17 protein-coding genes are annotated in these 21,273 nt (G+C 50.5%); 12 read left to right on the forward strand and 5 right to left on the reverse strand.

Features of this window, described 5'->3' with window-relative positions; genetic code table 11:
• Positions 1 to 217, reverse strand: a 217-nt coding sequence (locus HYT77_02825; GenBank protein MBI2066927.1) for a hypothetical protein, incomplete at its 3' end; no start/stop codon positions are given.
• A gap of 375 nt (positions 218 to 592) precedes the next feature.
• Between HYT77_02825 and HYT77_02830 the strand changes: the two genes are divergently transcribed.
• The 7 genes from HYT77_02830 (at position 593) to HYT77_02860 (ending at position 9,727) form a co-directional block, all read left to right on the forward strand.
• Positions 593 to 1,768, forward strand: a complete 1,176-nt coding sequence (locus HYT77_02830) for a PAS domain-containing protein (GenBank protein ID MBI2066928.1) — start codon at positions 593 to 595, stop codon at positions 1,766 to 1,768.
• Complete coding sequence (locus tag HYT77_02835) at positions 1,737 to 3,137, forward strand: sigma-54-dependent Fis family transcriptional regulator (protein ID MBI2066929.1); 1,401 nt, start codon at positions 1,737 to 1,739, stop codon at positions 3,135 to 3,137. Before HYT77_02830 ends, HYT77_02835 begins: the two co-directional genes overlap by 32 nt.
• Positions 3,138 to 3,139: 2 nt before the next feature.
• On the forward strand, positions 3,140 to 4,570 hold the full coding sequence (locus tag HYT77_02840; GenBank protein ID MBI2066930.1) for a sigma-54-dependent Fis family transcriptional regulator: 1,431 nt from the start codon (positions 3,140 to 3,142) through the stop codon (positions 4,568 to 4,570).
• Positions 4,567 to 5,946: a sigma-54-dependent Fis family transcriptional regulator gene (locus tag HYT77_02845; protein MBI2066931.1), complete on the forward strand. Its 1,380-nt coding sequence runs from the start codon at positions 4,567 to 4,569 to the stop codon at positions 5,944 to 5,946. The genes HYT77_02840 and HYT77_02845 overlap by 4 nt, the downstream gene beginning before the upstream one ends.
• Before the next feature lie 585 nt (positions 5,947 to 6,531).
• A complete protein-coding gene (locus HYT77_02850) occupies positions 6,532 to 7,650 on the forward strand; it encodes a hypothetical protein (protein ID MBI2066932.1) in 1,119 nt (372 codons plus the stop codon).
• On the forward strand, positions 7,647 to 8,999 hold the full coding sequence (locus tag HYT77_02855; GenBank protein ID MBI2066933.1) for a bifunctional folylpolyglutamate synthase/dihydrofolate synthase: 1,353 nt from the start codon (positions 7,647 to 7,649) through the stop codon (positions 8,997 to 8,999). Before HYT77_02850 ends, HYT77_02855 begins: the two co-directional genes overlap by 4 nt.
• On the forward strand, positions 8,981 to 9,727 hold the full coding sequence (locus HYT77_02860) for an outer membrane lipoprotein-sorting protein (protein ID MBI2066934.1): 747 nt from the start codon (positions 8,981 to 8,983) through the stop codon (positions 9,725 to 9,727). Before HYT77_02855 ends, HYT77_02860 begins: the two co-directional genes overlap by 19 nt.
• Here the strand turns inward: HYT77_02860 and HYT77_02865 are convergent.
• Genes HYT77_02865 through HYT77_02875 form a run of 3 tightly spaced genes read right to left on the reverse strand, consistent with a single transcriptional unit; the run spans position 9,724 to position 12,186 of the window.
• Positions 9,724 to 11,010: a cyclic nucleotide-binding domain-containing protein gene (locus tag HYT77_02865; GenBank protein ID MBI2066935.1), complete on the reverse strand. Its 1,287-nt coding sequence runs from the start codon at positions 11,008 to 11,010 to the stop codon at positions 9,724 to 9,726. The two genes, HYT77_02860 and HYT77_02865, sit on opposite strands and share 4 nt — an antisense overlap.
• 29 nt (positions 11,011 to 11,039) lie before the next feature.
• Positions 11,040 to 11,180, reverse strand: a complete 141-nt coding sequence (locus HYT77_02870; protein ID MBI2066936.1) for a hypothetical protein — start codon at positions 11,178 to 11,180, stop codon at positions 11,040 to 11,042.
• Positions 11,158 to 12,186, reverse strand: coding sequence for a polyprenyl synthetase family protein (locus tag HYT77_02875; protein MBI2066937.1), 1,029 nt, complete (start codon positions 12,184 to 12,186; stop codon positions 11,158 to 11,160). The genes HYT77_02870 and HYT77_02875 overlap by 23 nt, the downstream gene beginning before the upstream one ends.
• A 50-nt stretch (positions 12,187 to 12,236) precedes the next feature.
• On the opposite strand from HYT77_02875, the gene HYT77_02880 reads away from it, so the two are divergent.
• The 5 genes from HYT77_02880 (at position 12,237) to HYT77_02900 (ending at position 20,311) form a co-directional block, all read left to right on the forward strand.
• Positions 12,237 to 12,911, forward strand: a complete 675-nt coding sequence (locus HYT77_02880) for an ABC transporter ATP-binding protein (GenBank protein MBI2066938.1) — start codon at positions 12,237 to 12,239, stop codon at positions 12,909 to 12,911.
• Positions 12,908 to 14,131: an ABC transporter permease gene (locus HYT77_02885; GenBank protein ID MBI2066939.1), complete on the forward strand. Its 1,224-nt coding sequence runs from the start codon at positions 12,908 to 12,910 to the stop codon at positions 14,129 to 14,131. Before HYT77_02880 ends, HYT77_02885 begins: the two co-directional genes overlap by 4 nt.
• Positions 14,128 to 15,351, forward strand: coding sequence for an ABC transporter permease (locus tag HYT77_02890; protein MBI2066940.1), 1,224 nt, complete (start codon positions 14,128 to 14,130; stop codon positions 15,349 to 15,351). Before HYT77_02885 ends, HYT77_02890 begins: the two co-directional genes overlap by 4 nt.
• A gap of 2 nt (positions 15,352 to 15,353) precedes the next feature.
• Entirely contained in the window at positions 15,354 to 16,514 is a 1,161-nt protein-coding gene (locus tag HYT77_02895; GenBank protein MBI2066941.1) for a hypothetical protein, read from the forward strand.
• Between the two features lie 224 nt (positions 16,515 to 16,738).
• On the forward strand, positions 16,739 to 20,311 hold the full coding sequence (locus HYT77_02900; protein MBI2066942.1) for a S8 family serine peptidase: 3,573 nt from the start codon (positions 16,739 to 16,741) through the stop codon (positions 20,309 to 20,311).
• 104 nt (positions 20,312 to 20,415) lie between these two features.
• Here the strand turns inward: HYT77_02900 and nfo are convergent, their stop codons facing one another.
• Positions 20,416 to 21,273, reverse strand: a complete 858-nt coding sequence (nfo, locus tag HYT77_02905; GenBank protein MBI2066943.1) for a deoxyribonuclease IV — start codon at positions 21,271 to 21,273, stop codon at positions 20,416 to 20,418.

Raw genomic sequence — 21,273 nt, forward strand, 5'->3', positions numbered from 1 at the left:
CCGTCTCCGTCGTTGCGTTCTTGGTCGTGAGGGATGAGATGCTCAAGGCGGAGGAGGACGGTAGTGTGACTGTCGTACTCACATCGATACCGGAGGCACTTGAGGCACTCTCTGAGGTTGAGTTTGCTTCGTCGGCATCACCGCACCCACCAATGCCAAAACCAACGAGCAGAACCGACACCCCCAACGTAACAAGAGAGAAAAAGTGTCTCTTCATACTCCCCCTGTTTCTTCTGATCTGGTCTCCCCCATCAAACGAAGCAATCCGGATGCCAGGGGCCTCTATTCTTATCCCCATAAAATCAATCAGAAAATTGATGGGTAAGAAAAGAAAATGGGTGGAAATGAACCCGATGGGTGTTAGATTGTTGACGGTCACTAGAGCGGGCGTTCGTCACCCGCTCTCGTGTACAAATAAATATGACAGTCACATTAACGGGCTTAAATCGACTGTCACATTTACGAAGACTGGTTGCTTTTTTATCATTTTGAGAATTTGATTGTTGCCATTGATAATCTAACGTGGTATTTTTCTACCCGTTCTGTAACTCATTTATTTGAGACCGTTTTTAACCGACTTCAAGGGGGATAAGTGGGGCGGCTTCATTCAGAGGGTAAAATTCCGGAAAAGATTGATGATTTGAGGGCACTTTTTGAGATTGTCGAGAGGGGAAAAATTACCTGGGAGGCGACTTTTGATGCGATCCTCGATCCTGTTCTGATCATCAACAAAAACTACCAGATAGAGAGGGCTAATCTTGCTGCTGCCGACCGATCAGGTCTTTCCGTCCGCGAAATGGTCGGGAAACGTTGCTACGAAGTCTTTGCAGAGCGTCAAGATATCTGTCCCCGGTGCCCCTTACAAAAGACGATCTCTTCTCGGGCTCCCCACATGGTTGATATTGACCGTTTGAGGAGAAGTTCGGATTTTCAGGTTAATTCCTATCCGTTGTCTCTTGATGCAGAGGAGCCATCGGTTGTCCATCACTACCGTGATGTGACTGGAGAGAAGATGCTCCAGAAAAAATTGATTCAGAGTGAAAAGATGGCGGCGATCGGCATGCTTTCCGGTGGTATTGCCCATGAAATCAATAACCCTTTGGGCGGTATTCTCGCCTTTGCTCAGCTTTTGCAATCAGAACTCCCCCCCGATAGTCCGACTCAGGAAGACGTAAAGGAGATTCAGGAGGCGGCGCTCCGATGCAAAAAGATTGTCGCCGATCTTTTAGCGTTTGCGCGGCCGGCCACGGCGATTGAGAAAAGCCCCCATAATCTTAGTCAGCTTGTTGAGAGGGTCCTCCCGCTCCTCCGGCTTAACCTGAAAACGAAGGGGATTAGCATCAGGACAGATTATGACAAAAACCTTCCCCCCGTCTGGGGGGAGGGGAACCGGCTCCAGCAAGTCTTTCTGAATCTCATTCAAAATGCCGCAGAATCGATGAAAAATGGGGGAGAGGTGCTTGTTCGGACGGAACTGAGCGCCGATCGTTCGGAAGGTTATGTGGAGGTGAGGGATGCCGGTCATGGGATTAGTCCGGAGAACATGGCCCGTATTTTTGATCCATTTTTCACAACCAAGGGAATTCATGGCACCGGCCTGGGACTCGCAATATGCGATTCAATTATCAATGATCATCATGGTCGAATTGAGGTCAAAAGCGAAATAGGTCAAGGGAGTCTGTTCCGTGTCATTCTCCCGATTTATAGCAGAGAGGCCGAGACAACAGAGGAGATTTATGCCCCAGTCCGTACTCATCGTGGAAGATGAACCGGTTCTCCAGAAGGCGTTGGTTCGTTTTTTCGAAAAGAGATCCTATGAAGTAACAGCGGGTTCCAATGGGCAGGACGGTTTGGCTTTTCTGGAGAAAAAACCATTTGATCTCCTGCTCGCCGATCTGATGCTGCCCGATATTTCCGGGATTGACCTGATCCGTCGTGGCCGTGAAATCCAGCCTTCGCTCGTTTCCCTCGTCATGACCGGCTACGGGACGATTGCGTCGGCTGTGGAGGCGATCAAGGCCGGCGCCTTCCATTACATTACCAAACCGTTTGAGTTAGAAGATCTTTACTCGCTTGTGACCAAGGCGCTCGAACTTCGGTATCTAAGGCAGGAGAACAAGGCGTTGAGACAGGAATTGAAAAAAAAGTTTCTTCCGGAGAACATCATTGGGAAAAGCAAAAAAATGCAGGAGATCTTCACCCTTTTGCGGAGGGTTTCGGAGAGCGACAGCACGGTTCTGATCCTGGGTGAAAGTGGCACCGGAAAGGAGCTACTGGCCAAGGCGATTCATTACAGTTCCCGACGGTCCGACCGTCCGCTGGTGACGATCAATTGTGCCGCTATCCCTGAGACGCTTCTTGAGAGCGAACTGTTTGGTCACGTCAAGGGGGCTTTTACAGGGGCGATCCAGACCCATCAGGGGCGTTTTGAGGAGGCGAACGGGGGGACGGTTTTTTTGGATGAAATTGGGGACATGAGTCCGCGACTTCAGGTGAAGGTTTTGCGTGTTCTCCAGGATCACCGTTTTGAACCGGTTGGCTCCAACAAGACTCGTGAGGTCGATGTCCGGATTATTACCGCTACGAACAGGGACCTTGTTCAAGCGGTCAAGGAGGGGACCTTTCGGGAGGATCTTTTTTATCGATTGAATGTTATTCCGATAACCCTGCCTCCCTTAAGGGAGCGGAAGAGTGATATCCCGCTGTTGATTCATCATTTTTTAAACAAGATTAATGGAGAGAACAAAAAGAATATTGCTGGTTTTGAGTCGGAGGCAATGGACTGCCTGATGGAGTATGCCTGGCCTGGTAATGTTCGCGAATTGGAGAATCTGGTTGAACGACTGACGATCCTGAAGGGGGAGGGATGGATCAGGGTAGTCGATCTTCTCCCCCATCTCAGGAGTGAAAAAAGGCCGGAAGAGATGTTCCACTCCCTCTGTTTGCCGGAGGGCGGTGTTTCGATTCGTGCCTTAATGGATGACTTTGAAACTTTGCTTATCCGCAAGGCGTTGGACAAGTGCGGTGGGAACAAGAACAAGGCGGCCGCTCTTCTGCAAATGAACCGGACAACACTTGTTGAGAAGATCAAGCGGTATGAACTCATACTTTCGGGAGAAGGGCTTAAGGAGGGCTGAGCATGGAGGAGAGAGGGGAAATTCTTCTGGTGGACGATGAGGAGTCTCTGATTCATGCCTTCGAGAAGCTGGCTCGTCGCAACCAGTTTCGCTTAAGTGTCGCAAGGAACGGTCTTGATGCGCTTGAAAAGCTTGCAAGCAATACGGTCAGTGTGGTCCTGCTGGATCTCAACTCGTCCGGTCTCGACGGGTTGCAGATCCTTGATTATATCAAAAAGAACCATTTGTCGACGGAGGTGATCATGATGACCGGCCGTGGCTCCATTGAGACGGCCGTCTCCTCTCTAAAGAGCGGCGCCTATGATTACCTCCTGAAACCGTTTGATGATCTGGATCATGTGGTGAACACACTGATCAAGGCCCAGGAAAAGGCAGAACTGGTGCGGCGCCTAAAGACATTTGAAACAGCCGAATCTTCGGAAAATGGATTTGATACACTGGTCGGCCAAAGTCAGAAGATGAAAGATGTTTTTGACCTGGTGGTGAGTGTTGCTCCCAGCGAGTCAACTGTCCTGATTATGGGTGAGAGCGGAACCGGGAAGGAACTGGTGGCCCGATCAATTCACAAGAGAAGCTTCCGAAAAGAACGCCCTTTTATTGTAGTCAACTGTGCCGCCCTTCCGGAAACGCTTTTGGAGAGTGAACTTTTTGGCCATGCGAAGGGATCTTTTACAGGAGCGGTTGCCGACACAAAGGGACTTTTTGAAGAAGCAGATCATGGGACTCTTTTTCTTGATGAAATCGGCGAGATCCCTCCCTCGATGCAGGTCAAGCTGCTCCGTGTCCTCCAGGATGGTGAAATCCGGCGGGTTGGAGGATCGGAGGTCAAGCACGTTGACGTGAGAATCCTTTCGGCAACGAACAAGGATCTTTACCAGAAGGTGAAGCAGGGGAGTTTTCGGGAGGATCTCTTTTACCGATTGAATGTGATTACCCTCTATCTTCCGTCCCTCCGGGACAAGAAAGAAGATATCCCTCTGATGGCCTACCACTTTATGAAGAAGTATGTCGCTAAAATGGGCAAGAAGGTCGGTCAGATCTCTCTGGATGCGATGCAGGCGTTGCAGGCTTATGACTGGCCTGGGAACGTTCGGGAACTGGAGAATGTCATTGAACGGGCGGTTGTACTGACGGAGGGAGACGGCATTTCGGCGAGGGATCTGCCTTCCAAGCTTCTCGGAGAGGTTTTTTATGCGCCGGATCCAAAGCACAATGGGGAGGAGGACATTTTACGGCTTCCCTACCACAAGGCCAAGGAGAGGACGATCCATCTTTTTAACCGCTCCTACGTCTCCCAGTTGCTGCGTTATGCGGAGGGAAATATTTCTATTGCATCGGTCCAGGCCGGCATGGATCGGAGCAACTTTAAAAAAATTATCAAGAAGTGTGAGGTTAGTGTTAGGGAATTCAAAAGAGGAAGGGAGAAGCGATGACGGGAAAAGTCCTTTTAATTGGGTTTCTTGAGAAGCCGGACAAGAAGGTAGGCAGCTTTTTGTCCAAGGAAGGATGGGAACTTGTAGAGGAGACACCGGTAGCGATTCTTGGTACAAAACCGGTTCCCTCCGTGGACGTGGCCCTTCTTTCGTTTGGAAACGAAGAGGTGGATGGGGCGACACAGGCGATTCAAAAACTCCGGTCGGGTGCCCAGGAGATTCCTGTTGTTTGTCTGACGCGCCTCTCTCATGTGGATCAGGCCGTCATGATCATGAAGAGCGGTGCCTTTGATTGTCTTCAGACGCCGGTTGATATGGGAAAGCTCAGTACCGTTCTCAAGAACGCAGCCCAAACGGCCCGCCTCAAGAAAAAGGTGCTTCTTCTCGAGAGCCAGGTCGGATGGGAAGGAAAGTTTGATGATATGGTCGGCGTTTCTCCGCAGATCCGCGAGATTTTCCAGATGGTCCATACCGTTGCAAAAAGTAATGCGACTGCCTTGATCCTCGGAGAGAGCGGAACCGGGAAAGAGTTGGTGGCACGGGCGATTCATCGCCACTCGGAACGGTCCAAAAACAAATTTATTGATATCAACTGTGCGGCGATCCCCAGAGAGCTCCTGGAAAACGAGCTTTTTGGGCACGAACGGGGGGCCTTCACGGGGGCGGACCGTCTTTATGTCGGGAGTTGTGAACGGGCTCATGGTGGAACCCTCTTTCTGGATGAGGTGAGTGAAATGGACCCATCACTTCAGGTCAAGTTGCTGCGTGTCCTTCAGGAGAGGAGTTTTGTCCGGATTGGCGGAAACCAGAATATTCAGGTCGATATCCGGGTGATTGCTGCGACCAACAAAAACCTGAAGTCCGAGGTGGAAAAGGGGGCGTTTCGGGAGGATCTTTATTATCGGCTCAATGTCGTCCCGATCATCCTCCCCCCCTTGCGGGCGCGACGTGAAGACATACCGGTTTTGGCGCAATTTTTCCTTGAGAAGTACGCCAAGGAGAACAGAAAATCATTTAAGGGTTTTACCCCTGAGGCGATGGAGTGCTTCGTTAATTATGACTGGCCCGGGAATGTGCGGGAGCTCGAGAATAATATTGAGCGCATTGTCGTATTGCATGATGAGCCGAGGGTGAAACCGGCCCATCTGCCCCGCTTTATATTGAGTGTGGAGAAAAAGGGGGGGCAGGAGCTTGGTGCCTGGGATGCCAATGGGTATCAAAAAATTCTCCCCCTCCATCTGGTGGAACAGTACGCAATTGAGTCTGCGATTGAACGTTGTCGCGGAGATCTGCTTGCTGCCGCACGCAAACTGGGGATTGGTCAGGCGACGATGTATCGAAAAGTGAAACGATACGGTATCAAAATGGCGAGCTAGTGTAATATCCCATAAATTCCTTTACGCTTCGTTGCCCACTCGTTCGTGATCCTCACGTACATTCAAGTACGCTCCGGTCGCTCGTTTGTGGGTACGAGGCCTATTATCCAATTTTTGACACATTAAAATTCACCCTTAAACTTCCAGGATATGGTTTTCTTGCATTTCTACTCTATCTTTGGTTCCTGGGCCGGCAGATCCGTGGCCGTTCTTCCTCACACAAGACGCTTCTTACATTTGCAACCTATCATCAGAAAAGAGATAGTTCGTCATAAAAGATCACGTTCCTATTATGCCTACACGGAGCTACAGCGTGATCCTGGGGGGCAAGGGATCAGGAGCCCTGTAGAAGCGGAGATACGAATTAGCCGAGCTGAATACGACTCTATCCAGCCCCACCAGAGCCGAATAATCCTTGTTACCAAGCCAGGTTGGTTGGGACAGGAGTGGTTGGTCTCTTATAGAATAGAGTGAGATTTTACCAACAACTCATTGTGACGGGACCCGAACAAGGGGTCAGTGATCACTTTTAATCCATTTGCGCCCGTCCGAAATGGGTCTCTCCAAACGCCTTCTGGGGAAGGGTTGGGAAGGGATAAATGGATTGATCGGTTTGAGATTGTTGATTCTTCCCACCGTCAGCTGTTTTGGTGGACGGCCGGTATTTCTACCCTGGCCTTTTCTGCTGCTGTTCTACGCCTGGGTCATGTCCCTTCTCGTTTTTACTATGGAGTGACGTACCGAGTTCCAAAAGGTCGATTGGGACAACCGATGAGGCTTCTTGATTCAGATTGGATCTTAAAGGTTGAGCAGGTAGAGCCAGGCCTTTGCAGCATTACCTCTGCGGTTCCAGCAAACAAACGACAACCGTTTGTAGAACTTAAACAGGTTCAGGCAGGTAAATTGGGGACGGAAGAGGTTGTTGGCAAGGTAGGGTCAGCCAGAATTTGGCTGGCGGATGATCGGGGTGTCATGTTTTCCATCCTGGATGCCCATCTGGATCAGCCTGTTTATACTTATATCGCCCCGGGAAGCGCCGCACACCGCCTCTTGATGGACAACAGGCACCTCTGGGAGGGACAGGGGGCAGCGATTAAAAACATGAGTGTTGTCCATCTGGCCGCAAACGTTTTCGCGTCTCATCAGGAGAGATTGTTTGAGGCCGCAGCGAAGGGAGGGACATTGACACTCCCTGTCTATAAAACCCAGGGGCCGTGGGGACATCCTCTAACACATATTTTTCGATGGCGTTATGGACAGGGGAGGTCTGTCTATTTCATTCAGGAATTGGGGGAAGACCAAAAACTCTATACAACAACGCTGATCCCCGATGAGATTTACCTGACTCGTCCTGAGGAGAAGTGGCTTAAACTGACCTATGCACAAATAACCTCCGATTCAAAGTTTCCCTGGAATGCCTCCCTGTTGGTGCATGAGGAGTCAACCTTGGGAAAGGCGTTGCTTGCGTTACAGGCCCGGTGGGTTCATGAAGAGAAGGGTGTTTACTACCTTTCTCCGAGTGTCTTCGGGGAGGCGGTAAAGGTTTTTGAGGCACAGTCTTCCGAAGTGATTCAATTTTATCGTAAGGCCGCCTTGGATAAGATCGGGCAACTTTCCTTAGATCCTCTAGCAAAAAATGCCAGCACGGAGGAGATGATTCGCTGGGCCCTGTTTGATGTAAAACCGCCCCGCAGAAGAGCGTGAAGAAAACAGATTCCCTTTCTCCAGGAAGTTATGAAAATTTTGTTTCTCAGCTTGCCGATCGGGAATACTTCGGCCAAAAACTGGGGTTAGAGCGCATTCAAAGGCTCCTTGATCAGCTTGGAAACCCGGAGAAGAGATTTCCCTCTATTCATATCGCCGGTACCAACGGCAAAGGTTCCACCGCGGCGATGATCGCCACCATCCTTAAAGAAGCCGGATATCGGGTCGGCCTTTATACCTCGCCGCATCTGATCGATTTTTGTGAGAGGATCCGCATTCTCTCTCCTTCCATAACTCACCCCCAGCCCCTCTCTTACATTAAGAGAGGGGAGAGCAATCCCCCCATACAACCTGGTCAAGTCCTCCACTACGCCCGTCTTATCAAGGAAGCGGAAGAGGAGCCGCTTACCTTTTTTGAACTTGCGACGGCGATCGGGTTTTTGCATTTCGCGACTGAGGGCGGGTATCCACCGGAGGAGGGTAAGGAACCTGTTGATATCGCCGTTATCGAGGTCGGGATGGGGGGACGACTCGATGCAACGAACGTTATTACACCACTTGTCTCGGTGATCACAACGATTGGATTGGATCACACCCAATATCTTGGGGATTCGATTGAAAAGATTGCCTTTGAGAAGGCCGGGATCATCAAGCCGGGGGTGCCGGTGGTGGTTGGGGATTTGCCGGAGGGGGCCGCAGAGGTGCTGCGAACAATAATATCCCCCCACCGAGATCCCCACGGTCATCAAGAGGCCCCCCTTGGTTTAAGGGGGGCGAAGATTATCCCGGCGCTGTTTGAGGGGGGATACAAGATTGGTCTTTCAGGCTCCCACCAACAACAAAACGCCGCTGTGGCCATGGCGGTTATTGCTGAATTAAGGAGACAAGGCTGGTCCATCTCCGATGCCGCCGTTTCCGAAGGGCTTGCCAACATCGACTGGCCGGGCCGTCTTCAAACGATTCAGGAAGAGCCATGGATCTTGATCGATGGAGCCCACAATCGGGAGGCGATGGAGACCGTCCGGCGGTATCTCGAGCAGAGCCTTCAAGGGCGACGACTAAAAGTCTTATTTACCGCGATGGCCGATAAAGATATTTCAGGAATGTTGGGCGAGATAGGGTCGGTCGCTTCGGAGATCGTTGTGACCGAACTCCCCATGAAGAGGGCCGCCAGCTCCGATGAGCTTTTACGTTTGGTAAAAGAGAATGGCATGGAAGGTCAGTTCATAAGTCCCCCCGAAAAAGCTTTCCAATTGATGAGGGAATCCCTTAAAGAGGATGAGGTGTTGCTGGCAACGGGCTCCTTTTATCTGGTGGGAGAGCTTCTCCGATGCTTGTTAGATCCTTAAGTCTTATCGTCTGTCTCTTTTCATTCTCCCTTTCAGCGGATGATGGGCGTTTGATCATCGAAAAGATGGTTCAGAGGATACGTGGCCACGCCAATATCGCGGAATACGAGATGACGATTCAGCGTCCCTCCTGGACACGCACAATCCGCCTCAAGGCGTGGGATGATCGTGCTCACAGCCGCGTTTTTGTGCGTCTCCTGGAGCCTCCGAAGGATGCGGGGATCTCTTTCTTGAGGCTTGATTACAATCTCTGGAACTATCTCCCGAAGGTGGAAAAGGTTATGAAGATTCCGCCCTCGATGATGCTCCAACCCTGGATGGGGAGTGATTTTTCGAACGATGATCTTGTTAAGGAGTCAAGTTACATCGATGATTATGAGCATCAGGTGGTGGGTCACGAGATGAAGGAGGGGGAGAAGGTCTTTAAAATCGAGCTCATTCCAAAACTGCATGCGCCGGTCGTCTGGGGAAAGGTCGTTTTCTGGGTCCGTGAAAAAGATGATCTGCCGATGGAGCAGCATTTTTTAGATGAGAGGGGAAGGCTGATCAAGGTCTTGACCTTTAAGGATTTCAAAATCATGGATGGTATTCTTCACCCCCTCCTCTGGGAGATGGAAAATAAGCAGAAAGAGGGACAGAAGACGATGATTCGGCTCGTAAATGTTGACTTTGACCCTTTGCCTCCGATTCCCACGTCGGTGTTTACGGAACAGAATTTGCGACGCTAACCTACGTTCTCCTTTCTCAACTCCTGCCAGGCATAATAACCATCAAGATTGAGGATCGGCAGGAGATTTATTAAACAGAGGAGATAGGAACCGGCTGTGAAGAGCCACAGAACCAATTGGGACTCCGATCCTTCGAACAGGAATAAGAGGCAAGAGGAGAGTCCTCCCAGGATGAGATGGGTGTACGGGCCGGCGAGTGAGACAACAATCCTCTGCCACCGACTTGCGAGCCACATGTCGGAGGTATCCACGAAAAGGATCGGGCTGATCCAGTTCCAACCGACTCCTATTCCGAGAATCCGTCGACCAAATGCCTTCGTCGTAAAGGCGTGCCCTCCTTCATGAATGGGGCCGGACAGTAGAAGAAGCACGATGAGAGGTAGAGTGATGCCTGGAATTTCATCGAGATTCATTTGGGACCATTTCAGGGGGAGGTCTTTAAGAAAGAGTAGAAGACCCGATAGGGTGAGGAGGCCGATCAGTAACTGCCCACTCCTGGAGAAGAGGGGACGGATGAACCGGTAGAGACGGGAGATGAGGGGATCAACATTTCGGAGCATGAGTCTCCATTCAAACAGATGTTGCAGTCCTTGTAAAATCCTTTGGCCCCACGAGGGGATCAGAAGGAACGATGCCCTTGTCGTGCGACTCTTGGCAAATCCTGAGGCGACCAGCCCTGAGATAGTCTCTGCAATTGAATGTGGCGCAAAAAGTCCGAACTCTTTCAAGTAAAGAAGGGTTAGATCTTTCAGATTTTTATGGCCGTCGAGATTTTGCCAAATAAATATCCCTTGGGAGGAGAGTCGGAAGTAGGTCCCATCGCCTCTATTGGCAAGGATCGTCATCACGGTTCCATCTTCCGAAGTTGTTGTTTGTTCCTCAATGCCGGTGGTTCGAATCGGTCGATCGCGAAGACTCAAGATTTCAAACATTCCGAGGCGAAGTTCGCGACTCTCGCCGACCACCTTCATGAAATCCTCCCGTTTTAATTCCAGGAGTTCGGTTTCCCCTAACGCACGAACGGTCGCATTTCGGGTAGATTCTGTGAGAAGGGCGGTCTCTCCAAAGAGGGCACCTGCTTCCAGGATAGCCAGTTGCCTTTTCCGCCCATTGTCTTTCTGAATCACTTCAACCCGACCGGTTTTGACAAGAAAACAGGAGCTGGCCACTTCCCCCTCACGAATAATCGTGTCGCCTTGTTTGATGGAAAGGCAATGGATCTTTTGAGCCAGAAGGTGCAGGCGGTCGACTTTAAGGGAGCCAAAAGGGGTGGCCCTCTTCAAGAAATCGATGACAAGGAGCTGCTCTGTCTTTACATTCCCTTGCTGATTTGTGATTTTAATTCCTCGTCAGGTCGGTTCCAGTCGATCTTTCGGAGTGTCGTCAATTCCTCGCTATTTAGCTTGACGCCTGATTTCTGGATCGTCCCTTCAGGATCTTTGCGGAATTCCACCCTGAATTTCTGGTCGTTCATCCACTTGTCGATCAGTTTGCCGATATCTTGGTAGCTCATGGGTTCTGTTCTCCTTTTTGAAAAGTGAGACGTTACCTATATAGGAAACAAGCCTCTCTTGATAGCTTTTTTTTGGGTGGGCCGCCGCGAGACTTTTTTTCGCCCGTTCACAATAGAGCTCAATTAAGAAGGCTGTGAGACGGCCGATCCCCTTGGCAAAGAGAAGGGACCTGGCCTTTTCAAGAGGTCCGAACAAAACCCTCTTTTCGGCCTCGGAACATCTTTGAAGGCAAAGGGCGATCGGGAGTGTCCTCGTACCGTTCCTCAAGTCCCGACTGATGGGGGCCTGAAACAGGTCATAGAAGTCGGTGGCGAGTTGGGTCGCGGTTCCGAGATTTCGTCCCATCTCTTCATAGGAACTGATTTGGTCTTCTGCTCCTCCGGCCAGTAATGCGGCGATTGAGGCGAGGGTCGCGATACCACTGCTCTTGGCCCTCACGGAATCTTCGACCTCTTGTGTCTGGACATTTGTTTTCCCCGTCATTGCGAGTTCCCTTTGCTGCCCGGTGGCGGCCTCCAACAGTCCCTTTGCAAATCGGAGCTGGATCTTTATGCGGAGCTCTTCGGTCGTCTTGAGCTCTGCGATCAAAATCTGGGGGAGTGCTGAGAGAAAGAGTGAGGAGCCGAGTTGGAGTTCTGGCGTTCTGTGGTTCGGCCAGTGAGCTATCGCATCCCCATCGGCGATGTCATCGATAATATCCATTCCCAGGAAGAGGAACTTCCCCAGTGCGGTCAGCGGAAGCGCCTCCTCTTCACGTCCGGCGATTCCGCCATAGACGAGGAGGGGAATATCGACATACGGAGAGTTTTCCCCTGTCGGGAACTGATCGAGAAGCGAATGCAGAAGAGAGCGCTGATCCTGGGAGGAGATAGAGATATCGATGAATGATCGTGCCGGATCACTCTCGTCTTGGAGAGGCAGGGGAGCAAAAGCGACTCGTGACATAAAGTGGGGGGTATGCTACCAGAAAAAGGGTCAAAGAAAAGGATTTTTCCATGGAAAATCAGATCCTACTCGAGGCGGTTGAGAAAGTTTATCGGACCAATGGCCTGCCGGTTAAGGCGCTCACGAATGTCTCTTTGACGTTTGCCTCCGGTGAGTTTGCTGTCCTGGCCGGACCTTCGGGCTCAGGAAAATCGACCCTTTTGAATCTCATCGGGGCGCTTGATCGTCCAACGTCAGGCGGCGTCAAAGTGGCCGGGAGAGATCTTTTACAGATGAATCTCCGGCAGCTCTCGGAATTTCGGCTTCGAAAGATTGGATTTGTCTTTCAGTCCTACAATCTGATTCCTGTCTTAACGGCGATTGAGAATGTTGAATACATCCTGCTCCTTCAGGGAATCGATCCAAAGGAGAGACGTGAGAGGGCCATGGCCCTCCTGGAACGGGTCGGTCTTCTAGACCAGGTTGGCAAGCGACCGGGTGAAATGAGTGGGGGGCAGCAACAGCGAGTTGCCGTGGCCCGGGCGCTTGTGAGTCGCCCCGAGTTGATTTTGGCCGATGAGCCAACGGCGAATCTCGACTCACAGACAGGGGCAACGTTGATTGATCTCTTTCGAGAGTTGAACGAGCAATTTCAAACAACCTTCCTCTTTGCCTCACACGATCCGATGGTCATTGAGCGGGCCCGGCGTGTGGTCCGGCTTAAAGATGGTCGGATTGAGTCATGAGGCTTCTTTTGAAATTGGCGTTTCGAAACATCTTCCGTCATAAGAAGCGTTCTCTCATTACGATGACGGCGATTGCCGTTGGTTTGGGGGCCCTTATTTTTATGAGGAGCTTTATGCATGGGGCCCATCTCCAGATGGTTCGTAATGTCACGCGAACACTGACCAGTGATGCCCAAATTGTTCCTAAGGCGCTTGAAAATTTTTACAATACGAATGGGGCGATCGAAGATCCCGAGCCGATCCGTCGTATTCTCCGTTCGGACCCCCGAATCCTGGCATTTTCTGAAAGGATTATCGGCGGAGGGATGATTGCCTCTGAGAAAAAATCGATGGCGACGTTTATCATCGGTTTTGATCCGGCGCAGGAGGAAAAAATAGGTACCCGCCGGGAGGTTGTTTCTGGTCGGGCCCTGACGGAAGCGGACGAACAAGGTCTCATTTTGGGCGAAAAGATGCGTCAGATTCTGGGAGCCCAAATCGGAGAGTCGATTGTGCTGACGGCGCAAGACTTCTATGGATCCCTCACGGGCGAGAGATTTACCGTTCTGGGGACCTTTCAGACAGGAAATGATCAGGTGGACAACAGTATGGTGATCCTCTTGAAGCAATCCGCCCAAAGACTCCTTTCTTTTGAGCAACGCGTTTCGAAATTCGCCCTCCGGATAGATCCCCGTTATTTAACCGATGATGTTGTGCACGATTTGAGGGGCAAGATTGTAGATCCAAATCTCAAGGTGGTGACCTGGCAGAATCTGATTCCGATGATCGCGCAGATGATCCAGTTTCAGGACGGGATGAGCTTTATCATTATGGCGATTGTTCTGTCCGTTGTCGCCACCGGGATTCTCAATACACTGATGATGTCTATTATGGAGAGAATTCGTGAGTTTGGTCTCATGATTGCTCTGGGAACAAAGCCGTCACAGATTATTCTTCTCATTCTTCTTGAGTCCTTTTTCTTGAGTATCTTTGGTGCCCTCGGTGGGCTTTTTCTGGGATCCGGACTTATCTTTTACTTCGGCCATATCGGGATTGACCTGACACGGTTTGTTTCCGCCTTGTCCAATCTCATGATTGGATCACAGGTCTTCCCCCACTTTGACCTGCGCTATTCTCTGATTTTCCTGCTCGTTGTCCTTGTCAGTAATCTCCTTGTTTCCCTCTATCCGGCCTGGAGGGCCGGGAAGTTAGCGCCCTTGGAGGCGATGAGACAGGTATGACCTCTATTCTAATGCTGGCCTACAGAAATATTCTCCGGCACAAAAAGAGGTCATTCATCATTGTTGCTGCCATTGCGATCGGTCTTGGGGCGATTCTCTTCTTGCGTGGTTTTGCCTCCGGGGCTCAGAGGCAGATGATTGATAACATCGTTTCGGTCATTACAAGCGAAATCTCAATTGTTCATAAATCGATGGAAAACATCTATAACACCAATGGAACGATAAAAGATCCCGAATCGGTTCGGCGTCTCCTCCGTGAAGACCCGCGTGTTGCCGGTTTTGCCGAGGAGGTCTTTGGTTCCGGTATCATTTCGTCTCCGCAGGCCTCCATCATGACCTTTGTATCGGGGGTTGATCCGGGGCAGGAAACGGCGATTGGAAGTCGTTTCCCGATCGTTTCAGGGCGGCTTTATGCCTCGGAGGAGGAGCACAGTGTTGTTATAGGTGAAAAGATGCGGAAGATTCTTGGGGTTGAGTTGGGTGAGAAGGTTGTCGTAACGGTTCAAGATCTGGGCGGAACGCTGACGGGTGAGTCGTTTACGCTCGTGGGGACGCTCGAGATTGGCAATGATCAGCTTGACAGTGGAACCGTTGTTCTTTCTTTGGGGGCAGGAAAGAGACTGCTCGGAATGGGAGATCGACTTTCCAAATTTGCCGTGAAGGCTCACGATCGGCATGAGATTCCGGCGCTTGTGAAAAGTTTGAAAGAGAGGCTTACCGGCACCGATCTCATTGTGATGACGTGGGACGAACTGATTCCGATGCTCTCACAGATGATGCGATTTCAGGATGGAATGATTTTCATTCTCCTTTTAATTGTTCTTTCCGTCGTAACGGCTGGTGTTCTGAATACGCTCCTCATGTCGATTATTGAGAGAACAAGGGAATTTGGACTCATGTTGGCACTAGGGGTAAAACCGTTTCAGGTTGTTTTGCTACTGATTGTCGAAACGCTCCTTTTAAGTCTTATGGGGGTTGTCGTCGGGATTTCGCTCGGTACGCTGGCGATCCTCTATTTTGGTCATGTTGGCATTGATCTGACCCGGTTTTTGTCGACATTCTCCAATCTCCTGGTTGGTTCCCACGTTTATCCGCGTGTTGACTGGAGCTATGTTGGGATTTTTGTGATGGTTGTGTTGGTTGCCAATATTTTTATCGCCTTTTACCCGGCTTGGAGGGCCTCAAGGCTCCAGCCTGTCGTAGCGATGAGGCAGGTGTAATTTTGGAGAGATTCCTCCGACACTTTCCCCTGCTGGTGCTGTTATTTTATTTTAGTACACCTGCTCTTGCCCTCTCTCTGGTTGAAAGAAGCAAGATCTCACTTGATCTCGGCGGCTACTACAAAAACCTCTTTTTTACCTCCAAACGCCAGGCAACGGGGGATTTCTATCTTGCCGACTTAAACCGGTTTCGGCTCGAGTGGGATGCCCATTTTCTGGAAAAATTTTCAGCCAATGTGGTCTGGGATCAGGAACTCATCGGGGGTAATTATATTGCTACGGAGGAGTTTGCGACACGGCAGGCCAATAGAAATATCGCCACTCCTGATCTGGAGTACCAACTTCATAGGAGCAACCATCTTTTTTATGGGCAGAATTTTTACCGCGCCTATTTGCAATATAAGTCTTCTTGGATGACGGTGACGGTCGGCCGTCAGCGGGTTGATTGGGGGGTGATGCGGATCAATCCGATCACCGATCTGTTCATCCGGCCGCCGATCTTTGATGTCGAGAAGGACGAGGTGATAGCGCCAGTTGCTGCTAATCTCCAGATCCCGATCGGTTCCACCTGGAAGCTGAATCCGGTTTATACGGTTCAGTCCGACTTTGACCGTTCGCGCACCGGTTTGCGAGTTACAAAAACGATCTGGCGATTTGATGTTTCGGCGTTGGGGGGAAGATTTCTAAGGGATACAATGGCCGGCTTTGATTTTGATGGGGACATTGCCGACATCGGTGTCCGGGGGGCGCTCACACAGGACTGGACTGGGGCCGGGAATAATTTTATCCAGGCGGCAGTCGGTCTGGACTATGGATTTCCAAACACCCTCTATCTTGCGGCGGAATATTTCTTCAACGGACAAGGGACGAACAACCGGTTAACAGCGCTTCCGTTCCCTGCAACAGCCCCCTTTTTTCAAACGGCTCATCGGCATTTTTTTGGAGCTGAGGCGCGTTACGAGTTGACGCCGTTGTGGAAGATCCTCCTCATTTCACAGACGGATATTGTCGGTAAAAGTATCGTTGGTAATCTGGAGACGACCTATTCCCTCTTTTCCTGGATGGACCTCAATGGGGGGGCGCTCTTTCCGGTTGGTCGTGATGCAGGAGAGTTTGGGGCAGTACCGAATTTGTATTATCTGCAGGCCCAGTGCTTTTTCTGATCGCCTCTGTTGGGACTGTTGAAAAATGCCATCTGCTGCGTTCCCCTCGTCGCCGGCTCCTCGGGGTGCCTTGCAGCTGGGCATTTTTGAACAGTCCCCAAAAGCCATTTTTCATGCGACGTCGCTTGCGTTGGTTTGTAGTGTTGTGGTTGGTCTTTGCAGGCGCTCTTTCATTTAGCCCAAGTCGAATTGCCTTGGGATCAGCATCCACATCTCCCGGGGTAGTGAGTCAGAAGACCTTTCTTGGTTCTCTCAAGGAGAATGCGACAAAGGTCCTAAAGAGATTAAGGACAAATCCAGCCCCAAGCCGGGAAGTGAAGAGACGGTCTCTTGTCAAAAAGACGTTGCCCAAACAATACACGGTGTCAGACGAGACACCTGGCTTTGTATCCGGACAATTAATCATAAGTCTTAAAGACTGCGAAAAGTCATTTCTGGATCCTGGAATTCAGTCAAAAATCAATGGGCAGTATGGTTTTAGGAATGAACGGAAATTTCTATCCAAGATTACAGAAGGTGGGAAGACTCGAGGAGGCTTTCAGAAGGCAAAATTGAGCTGTATTCGTACGATCGATCTGGAGGAAGAGACGGATTTGAGTAAGGTGATCGATACCATAAGAGCCTTGCCAGAGGTTAAATATGTCCAACCGAATTACCGTTATTTTCCGGATGCGATCCCAACAGACCCTCAATATGATCTCCAATGGTCCCATCAAATAACCGAGGCAGAGGCGGGATGGGATTTTCAGACGGGATCCCATGAAGTGGTTGTGGCCGTCATTGATAATGAAATTGGATGGACTCACGAAGAGCTTGTCTCTCGGATTTGGGCAAATCCATCAGATGTGGCCGACGGTATTGATAATGATGGGAACGGATACGTTGATGATGTTCGGGGATGGGATTTTAGTGGTGGTGATAATGATCCGATGCCGGATCCCGGACAAGATATTCACGGGACAAGTGTTGCCAGTATTATTGGAGCGGCCGCCAATAATGGAAGGGGTATTGTAGGGGTCATGTGGGATGTTTCCCTCATGCCGCTTCGCATCTCATATACCACGGAATCAGTTACAGAAGCACTCTACTACGCCCTGCTCCAGGGAGCGGACGTTGTTAATATGAGTTTTGGGAACTATGAAATCGGACGGTATGGTACGGATACCACAGTTCATGAGGCGATCCAGGAGGGGACAACAGCGGGTATTGTTTATGTAGCCACGGCTGGAAATGATTCGATCGAGGCACTGAGATACCCCGCCGCCTTATCCGAAGTGCTTAGTGTTACGGCAACCGATGAGGAAGACCAACGCGCTTCCTTCTCAAATTATGGTGTTTGGTGCGATATAGCGGCCCCCGGAGAGAACATTCGTGCGGCCTCTCTCTATCCGAGCCTTGGTTCTGCCTACGATCGAGACCAGGATGGCACCTCCTTTGCGGCCCCCTATGTTTCTGGCTTGGCCGGTCTTCTTAAGCTTCAGTTTCCGGATCTTGATGCGGCGGGAATTCGCGACCGGATTCTCTACACGGCTGATCCAATCGACACAGATCAGCCGATCGGGATGGGTCGTGTTAACATGAGAAGGGCGCTGGATCCTTCTGTTTCAATTGAGCCATTCGCTATGATTTGGGCGCCATCCGGAAACTCGCGTTACGATACCAGTGAAACAATAACTGTCGTCGGCACTGTTCGGGGCGATTCCTACTTCGTCCGGTATCGCCCTCTATCTTCAACCGGAGGTGAATGGACCACTTTGGTATCGGGGACGGGAAACCATGATAGAGAGGAGTTAGCCGTCTTCGATCTGGAAGAGATTGAGCCAGGTCGATATTCATTACAGCTTCGTTCTGTTCAGGGAAGTAATGAGGCAATCGTTGAGCGTGAACTTCTCGTAGGTCATTTTCTGACAGGCTGGAGACAGCCCATTTCATTGAGACCCTTTGATTCCAGCTGGGAGCTTCTCCATCTAAATTTTGGTGACATGGATCATGATGGCAAGACGGAGACTCTGGTAACAGGAACGGTGCCGGCCCATCTCCTTGATTTCGAAGGATCTGAGATGCCTGGATGGCCAGTTGAACTCGCCGTGGCTGGGACATCAGGTCAGGGGGCAATCGGAGACGTTGATAATGATGGAGATCTCGAAGCAGTCGTTCAGGCAACAAGTACAATTTTCATATTAAACCTGGATGGATCAGTTGTTTCAACTCGTAGTTTAGCGATGGGAACCTCGGGGATAGCAACCCCGGCTCCTATCCTCACAGACTGGGATCAAGATGGAGACCTCGAAATTATTACCGTTGAGTCAACCCACATGGATGCTTTGGGCTACCGAATGGTTGTTGCTCACCATGACGATTTTATCGGGACAATTCTTTTTGACAGGATCGGGAATGGCCAGCGTCTCTTAACTCCCGCCGTTCTGGCCGATTTTGACGGAGATGACAGCGTCGATGTTGGTCTACGGCCAAGACGACAGGTCTTCAGCTCTCCCAACATGGAAACCTTGGTCGTTTCACACGAGGGCTCCACTTTGTTTTCCCGTCTCCTTGATACACTGGAGACGCCCGTTTCAGGCATAGCGCCGGCTGGTTTTACATTTGGTGACGAGTCTCGCGCATGGATTCTTTATACCCACAGTCCCGAAGAGATTCGACTCGTCAGAGTTGATACGGGGGACTTCTACCAATGGAACCTTCAGCAGCTTCTCGGTCTCTCGTTGACTTCGTGGGAGGATAATTATCCTCAGGTTGCCGGAGGTGACATTGACGGGGGCGGAGATTTTGAGATCGCAATTTCCTATGACGACAAAGTTGCGGTGCTCAAAAAAGGTATCTTGAACGGAACCACGCCGGAAACGATGGGCTCTCTTTTAGAGGGCTGGCCGGTTGAGCTCGATGGAGAAGCGTTCTCTCCTCTCCTGGTCGATCTCAATAATGACAACCTGCCGGAAATTATCGTTGCCTCGCAGGGACGTGCTGTTTATGCCTGGCACTCGGATGGAAGTGCCGTGTCAGGATTTCCTCTTCTAACAACCTACCCCGTTGCAACAACCCCTGTCGTGACGGATCTCAACGGCGATGGTCAGGTTGATATTCTGGCTCTTGACCGCAGGGGATATTTTTATCCATGGAGTCTGGAGAGGCCATTCAATCCCAATGGAGTTGTTTGGGATCGTGAAAATGGCAATCCAAGGCTCACCCGAACCTATCCGCCTGGTTTCCCCGTTTATGCTCGTTGTGGAGATGGTTTTTTCTCACCTGGAGAGGCGTGCGATGATGGGAATGAGATCAATGATGATTCTTGCCGCAATGATTGTTCCGTGCCGATCTGCGGAGACGGCATTCAGGACTCCGGAGAAGAATGTGATCTGGGAGAGGGGAACAGTGATACGATTCCCGATGCCTGTCGCACCCGTTGTCATTTAGCATCGTGCGGAGACAGTGTTACGGATGGAGGTGAAGAGTGTGACGATGGAAATGACGTTAATGGCGATTCTTGTCGGAACAACTGTTTTCCCCCGATTTGTGGTGATGGAATTTTAGATTCGGGTGAACAATGCGATGACGGGAACCGTAATGAACGGGATGGGTGTCGACGTGACTGTATCACTTGTCGAAGAGCTGGAGAGATCCCAGCGGTTTCTGGCATTCCCGGCGGGAGTTGTTGCCCCGGGTTGCATGTTCAAGGACATCTTTGTGCGCGGCCTCGCTTTGAGATTTCAAGTGAGACATGGCGTGAGCTGATGCAAAGAGTTTGTCGGAATGTTCCAAGGCTTTGTGGGGTTTTCCGATGAGGTGGGCCTCTATAGCATTTCAACTTTTAGCGGATACGACTGTACCCGCTAAAAGTTAGAAATACTTATGGTTTATCAACAAAAATGTACTAACCAAAAGCTGATCAACCATAATCCTTAATCAAGCGGCGTAGTATCTTCAGATTTTCCACATCCTCCTTCAGATCCTCTCCCTTTGGCGTCTCCAGCGACATCGGATGTTCTTTAAATCTTGGATCGTTCATCAAACACCGAAAACCGGTGAGTCCGATATGCCCCTTTCCGATATGCTCGTGGCGATCGACGCGTGAACCCAGCTCTTTTTTGGAGTCATTTAAATGAAAACATTTGATCTTCGAAATGCCAACGATTTTGTCGAACTCCTCAAATACCTTTTTGTATCCCTCTTCAGTACGTAGGTCGTAGCCGGATGCAAACGCATGTTGGGTATCGAAACAGATGCCGGTCCTCTTTTTCTCCTCTGTTCGTTCGATCAGTTGCGCCAGGTGTTCGAAGCGATGCCCTACGTTTGTTCCCTGTCCTGCCGCGTTCTCATAGCAGACGAGGACCTTAAACCCCTTTGTCTTTTGGTGGGCCCGATTGACTGACTCGGCAATTCTCTTGATCGCCTCCTCTTCGCCCGACCCGACATGAGAACCAGGGTGAAAAACAAGCGCCAAAAGCCCCAGCCTCTCGGCCCGTTCCAGTTCATGAATGAACGCATCGAGCGATTTTTTGTGGAGTGTCTTGTCCGGTGAACCCAGGTTAATTAGATAAGAATCATGCGCGAAGGCGGTTTGGATCTTGTGTTGATCCATGTTTCGTTTAAACGCCTCACACTCTTTGTCAGTTAATGGTTTCGCCGCCCAGTTGTGGTTCGCCTTGGTAAAGATCTGGATAATCTCACAGCCGACAGAGGCACCACGTTCGGGGGCCAGTCCAACTCCGCCGGCGATAGACATATGAGCGCCGAGATAAGGCAT

The sequence above is a fragment of the Deltaproteobacteria bacterium genome (genome assembly GCA_016180855.1).
In the GTDB taxonomy this organism is placed as follows: Bacteria; UBA10199; UBA10199; order JACPAL01; family JACPAL01; genus JACPAL01.

Bases quoted from the DNA above. Each gene is read 5' to 3' on its own strand.
- HYT77_02835 (MBI2066929.1), top strand. From the start codon at position 1,737: ATGCCCCAGTCCGTACTCATCGTGGAAGATGAACCGGTTCTCCAGAAG.
- HYT77_02840 (MBI2066930.1), top strand. From the start codon at position 3,140: ATGGAGGAGAGAGGGGAAATTCTTCTGGTGGACGATGAGGAGTCTCTG.
- HYT77_02845 (MBI2066931.1), top strand. From the start codon at position 4,567: ATGACGGGAAAAGTCCTTTTAATTGGGTTTCTTGAGAAGCCGGACAAG.
- HYT77_02860 (MBI2066934.1), top strand. From the start codon at position 8,981: ATGCTTGTTAGATCCTTAAGTCTTATCGTCTGTCTCTTTTCATTCTCC.
- HYT77_02875 (MBI2066937.1), bottom strand. From the start codon at position 12,186: ATGTCACGAGTCGCTTTTGCTCCCCTGCCTCTCCAAGACGAGAGTGAT.
- HYT77_02880 (MBI2066938.1), top strand. From the start codon at position 12,237: ATGGAAAATCAGATCCTACTCGAGGCGGTTGAGAAAGTTTATCGGACC.
- HYT77_02885 (MBI2066939.1), top strand. From the start codon at position 12,908: ATGAGGCTTCTTTTGAAATTGGCGTTTCGAAACATCTTCCGTCATAAG.
- HYT77_02890 (MBI2066940.1), top strand. From the start codon at position 14,128: ATGACCTCTATTCTAATGCTGGCCTACAGAAATATTCTCCGGCACAAA.
- nfo (MBI2066943.1), bottom strand. From the start codon at position 21,273: ATGCCTTATCTCGGCGCTCATATGTCTATCGCCGGCGGAGTTGGACTG.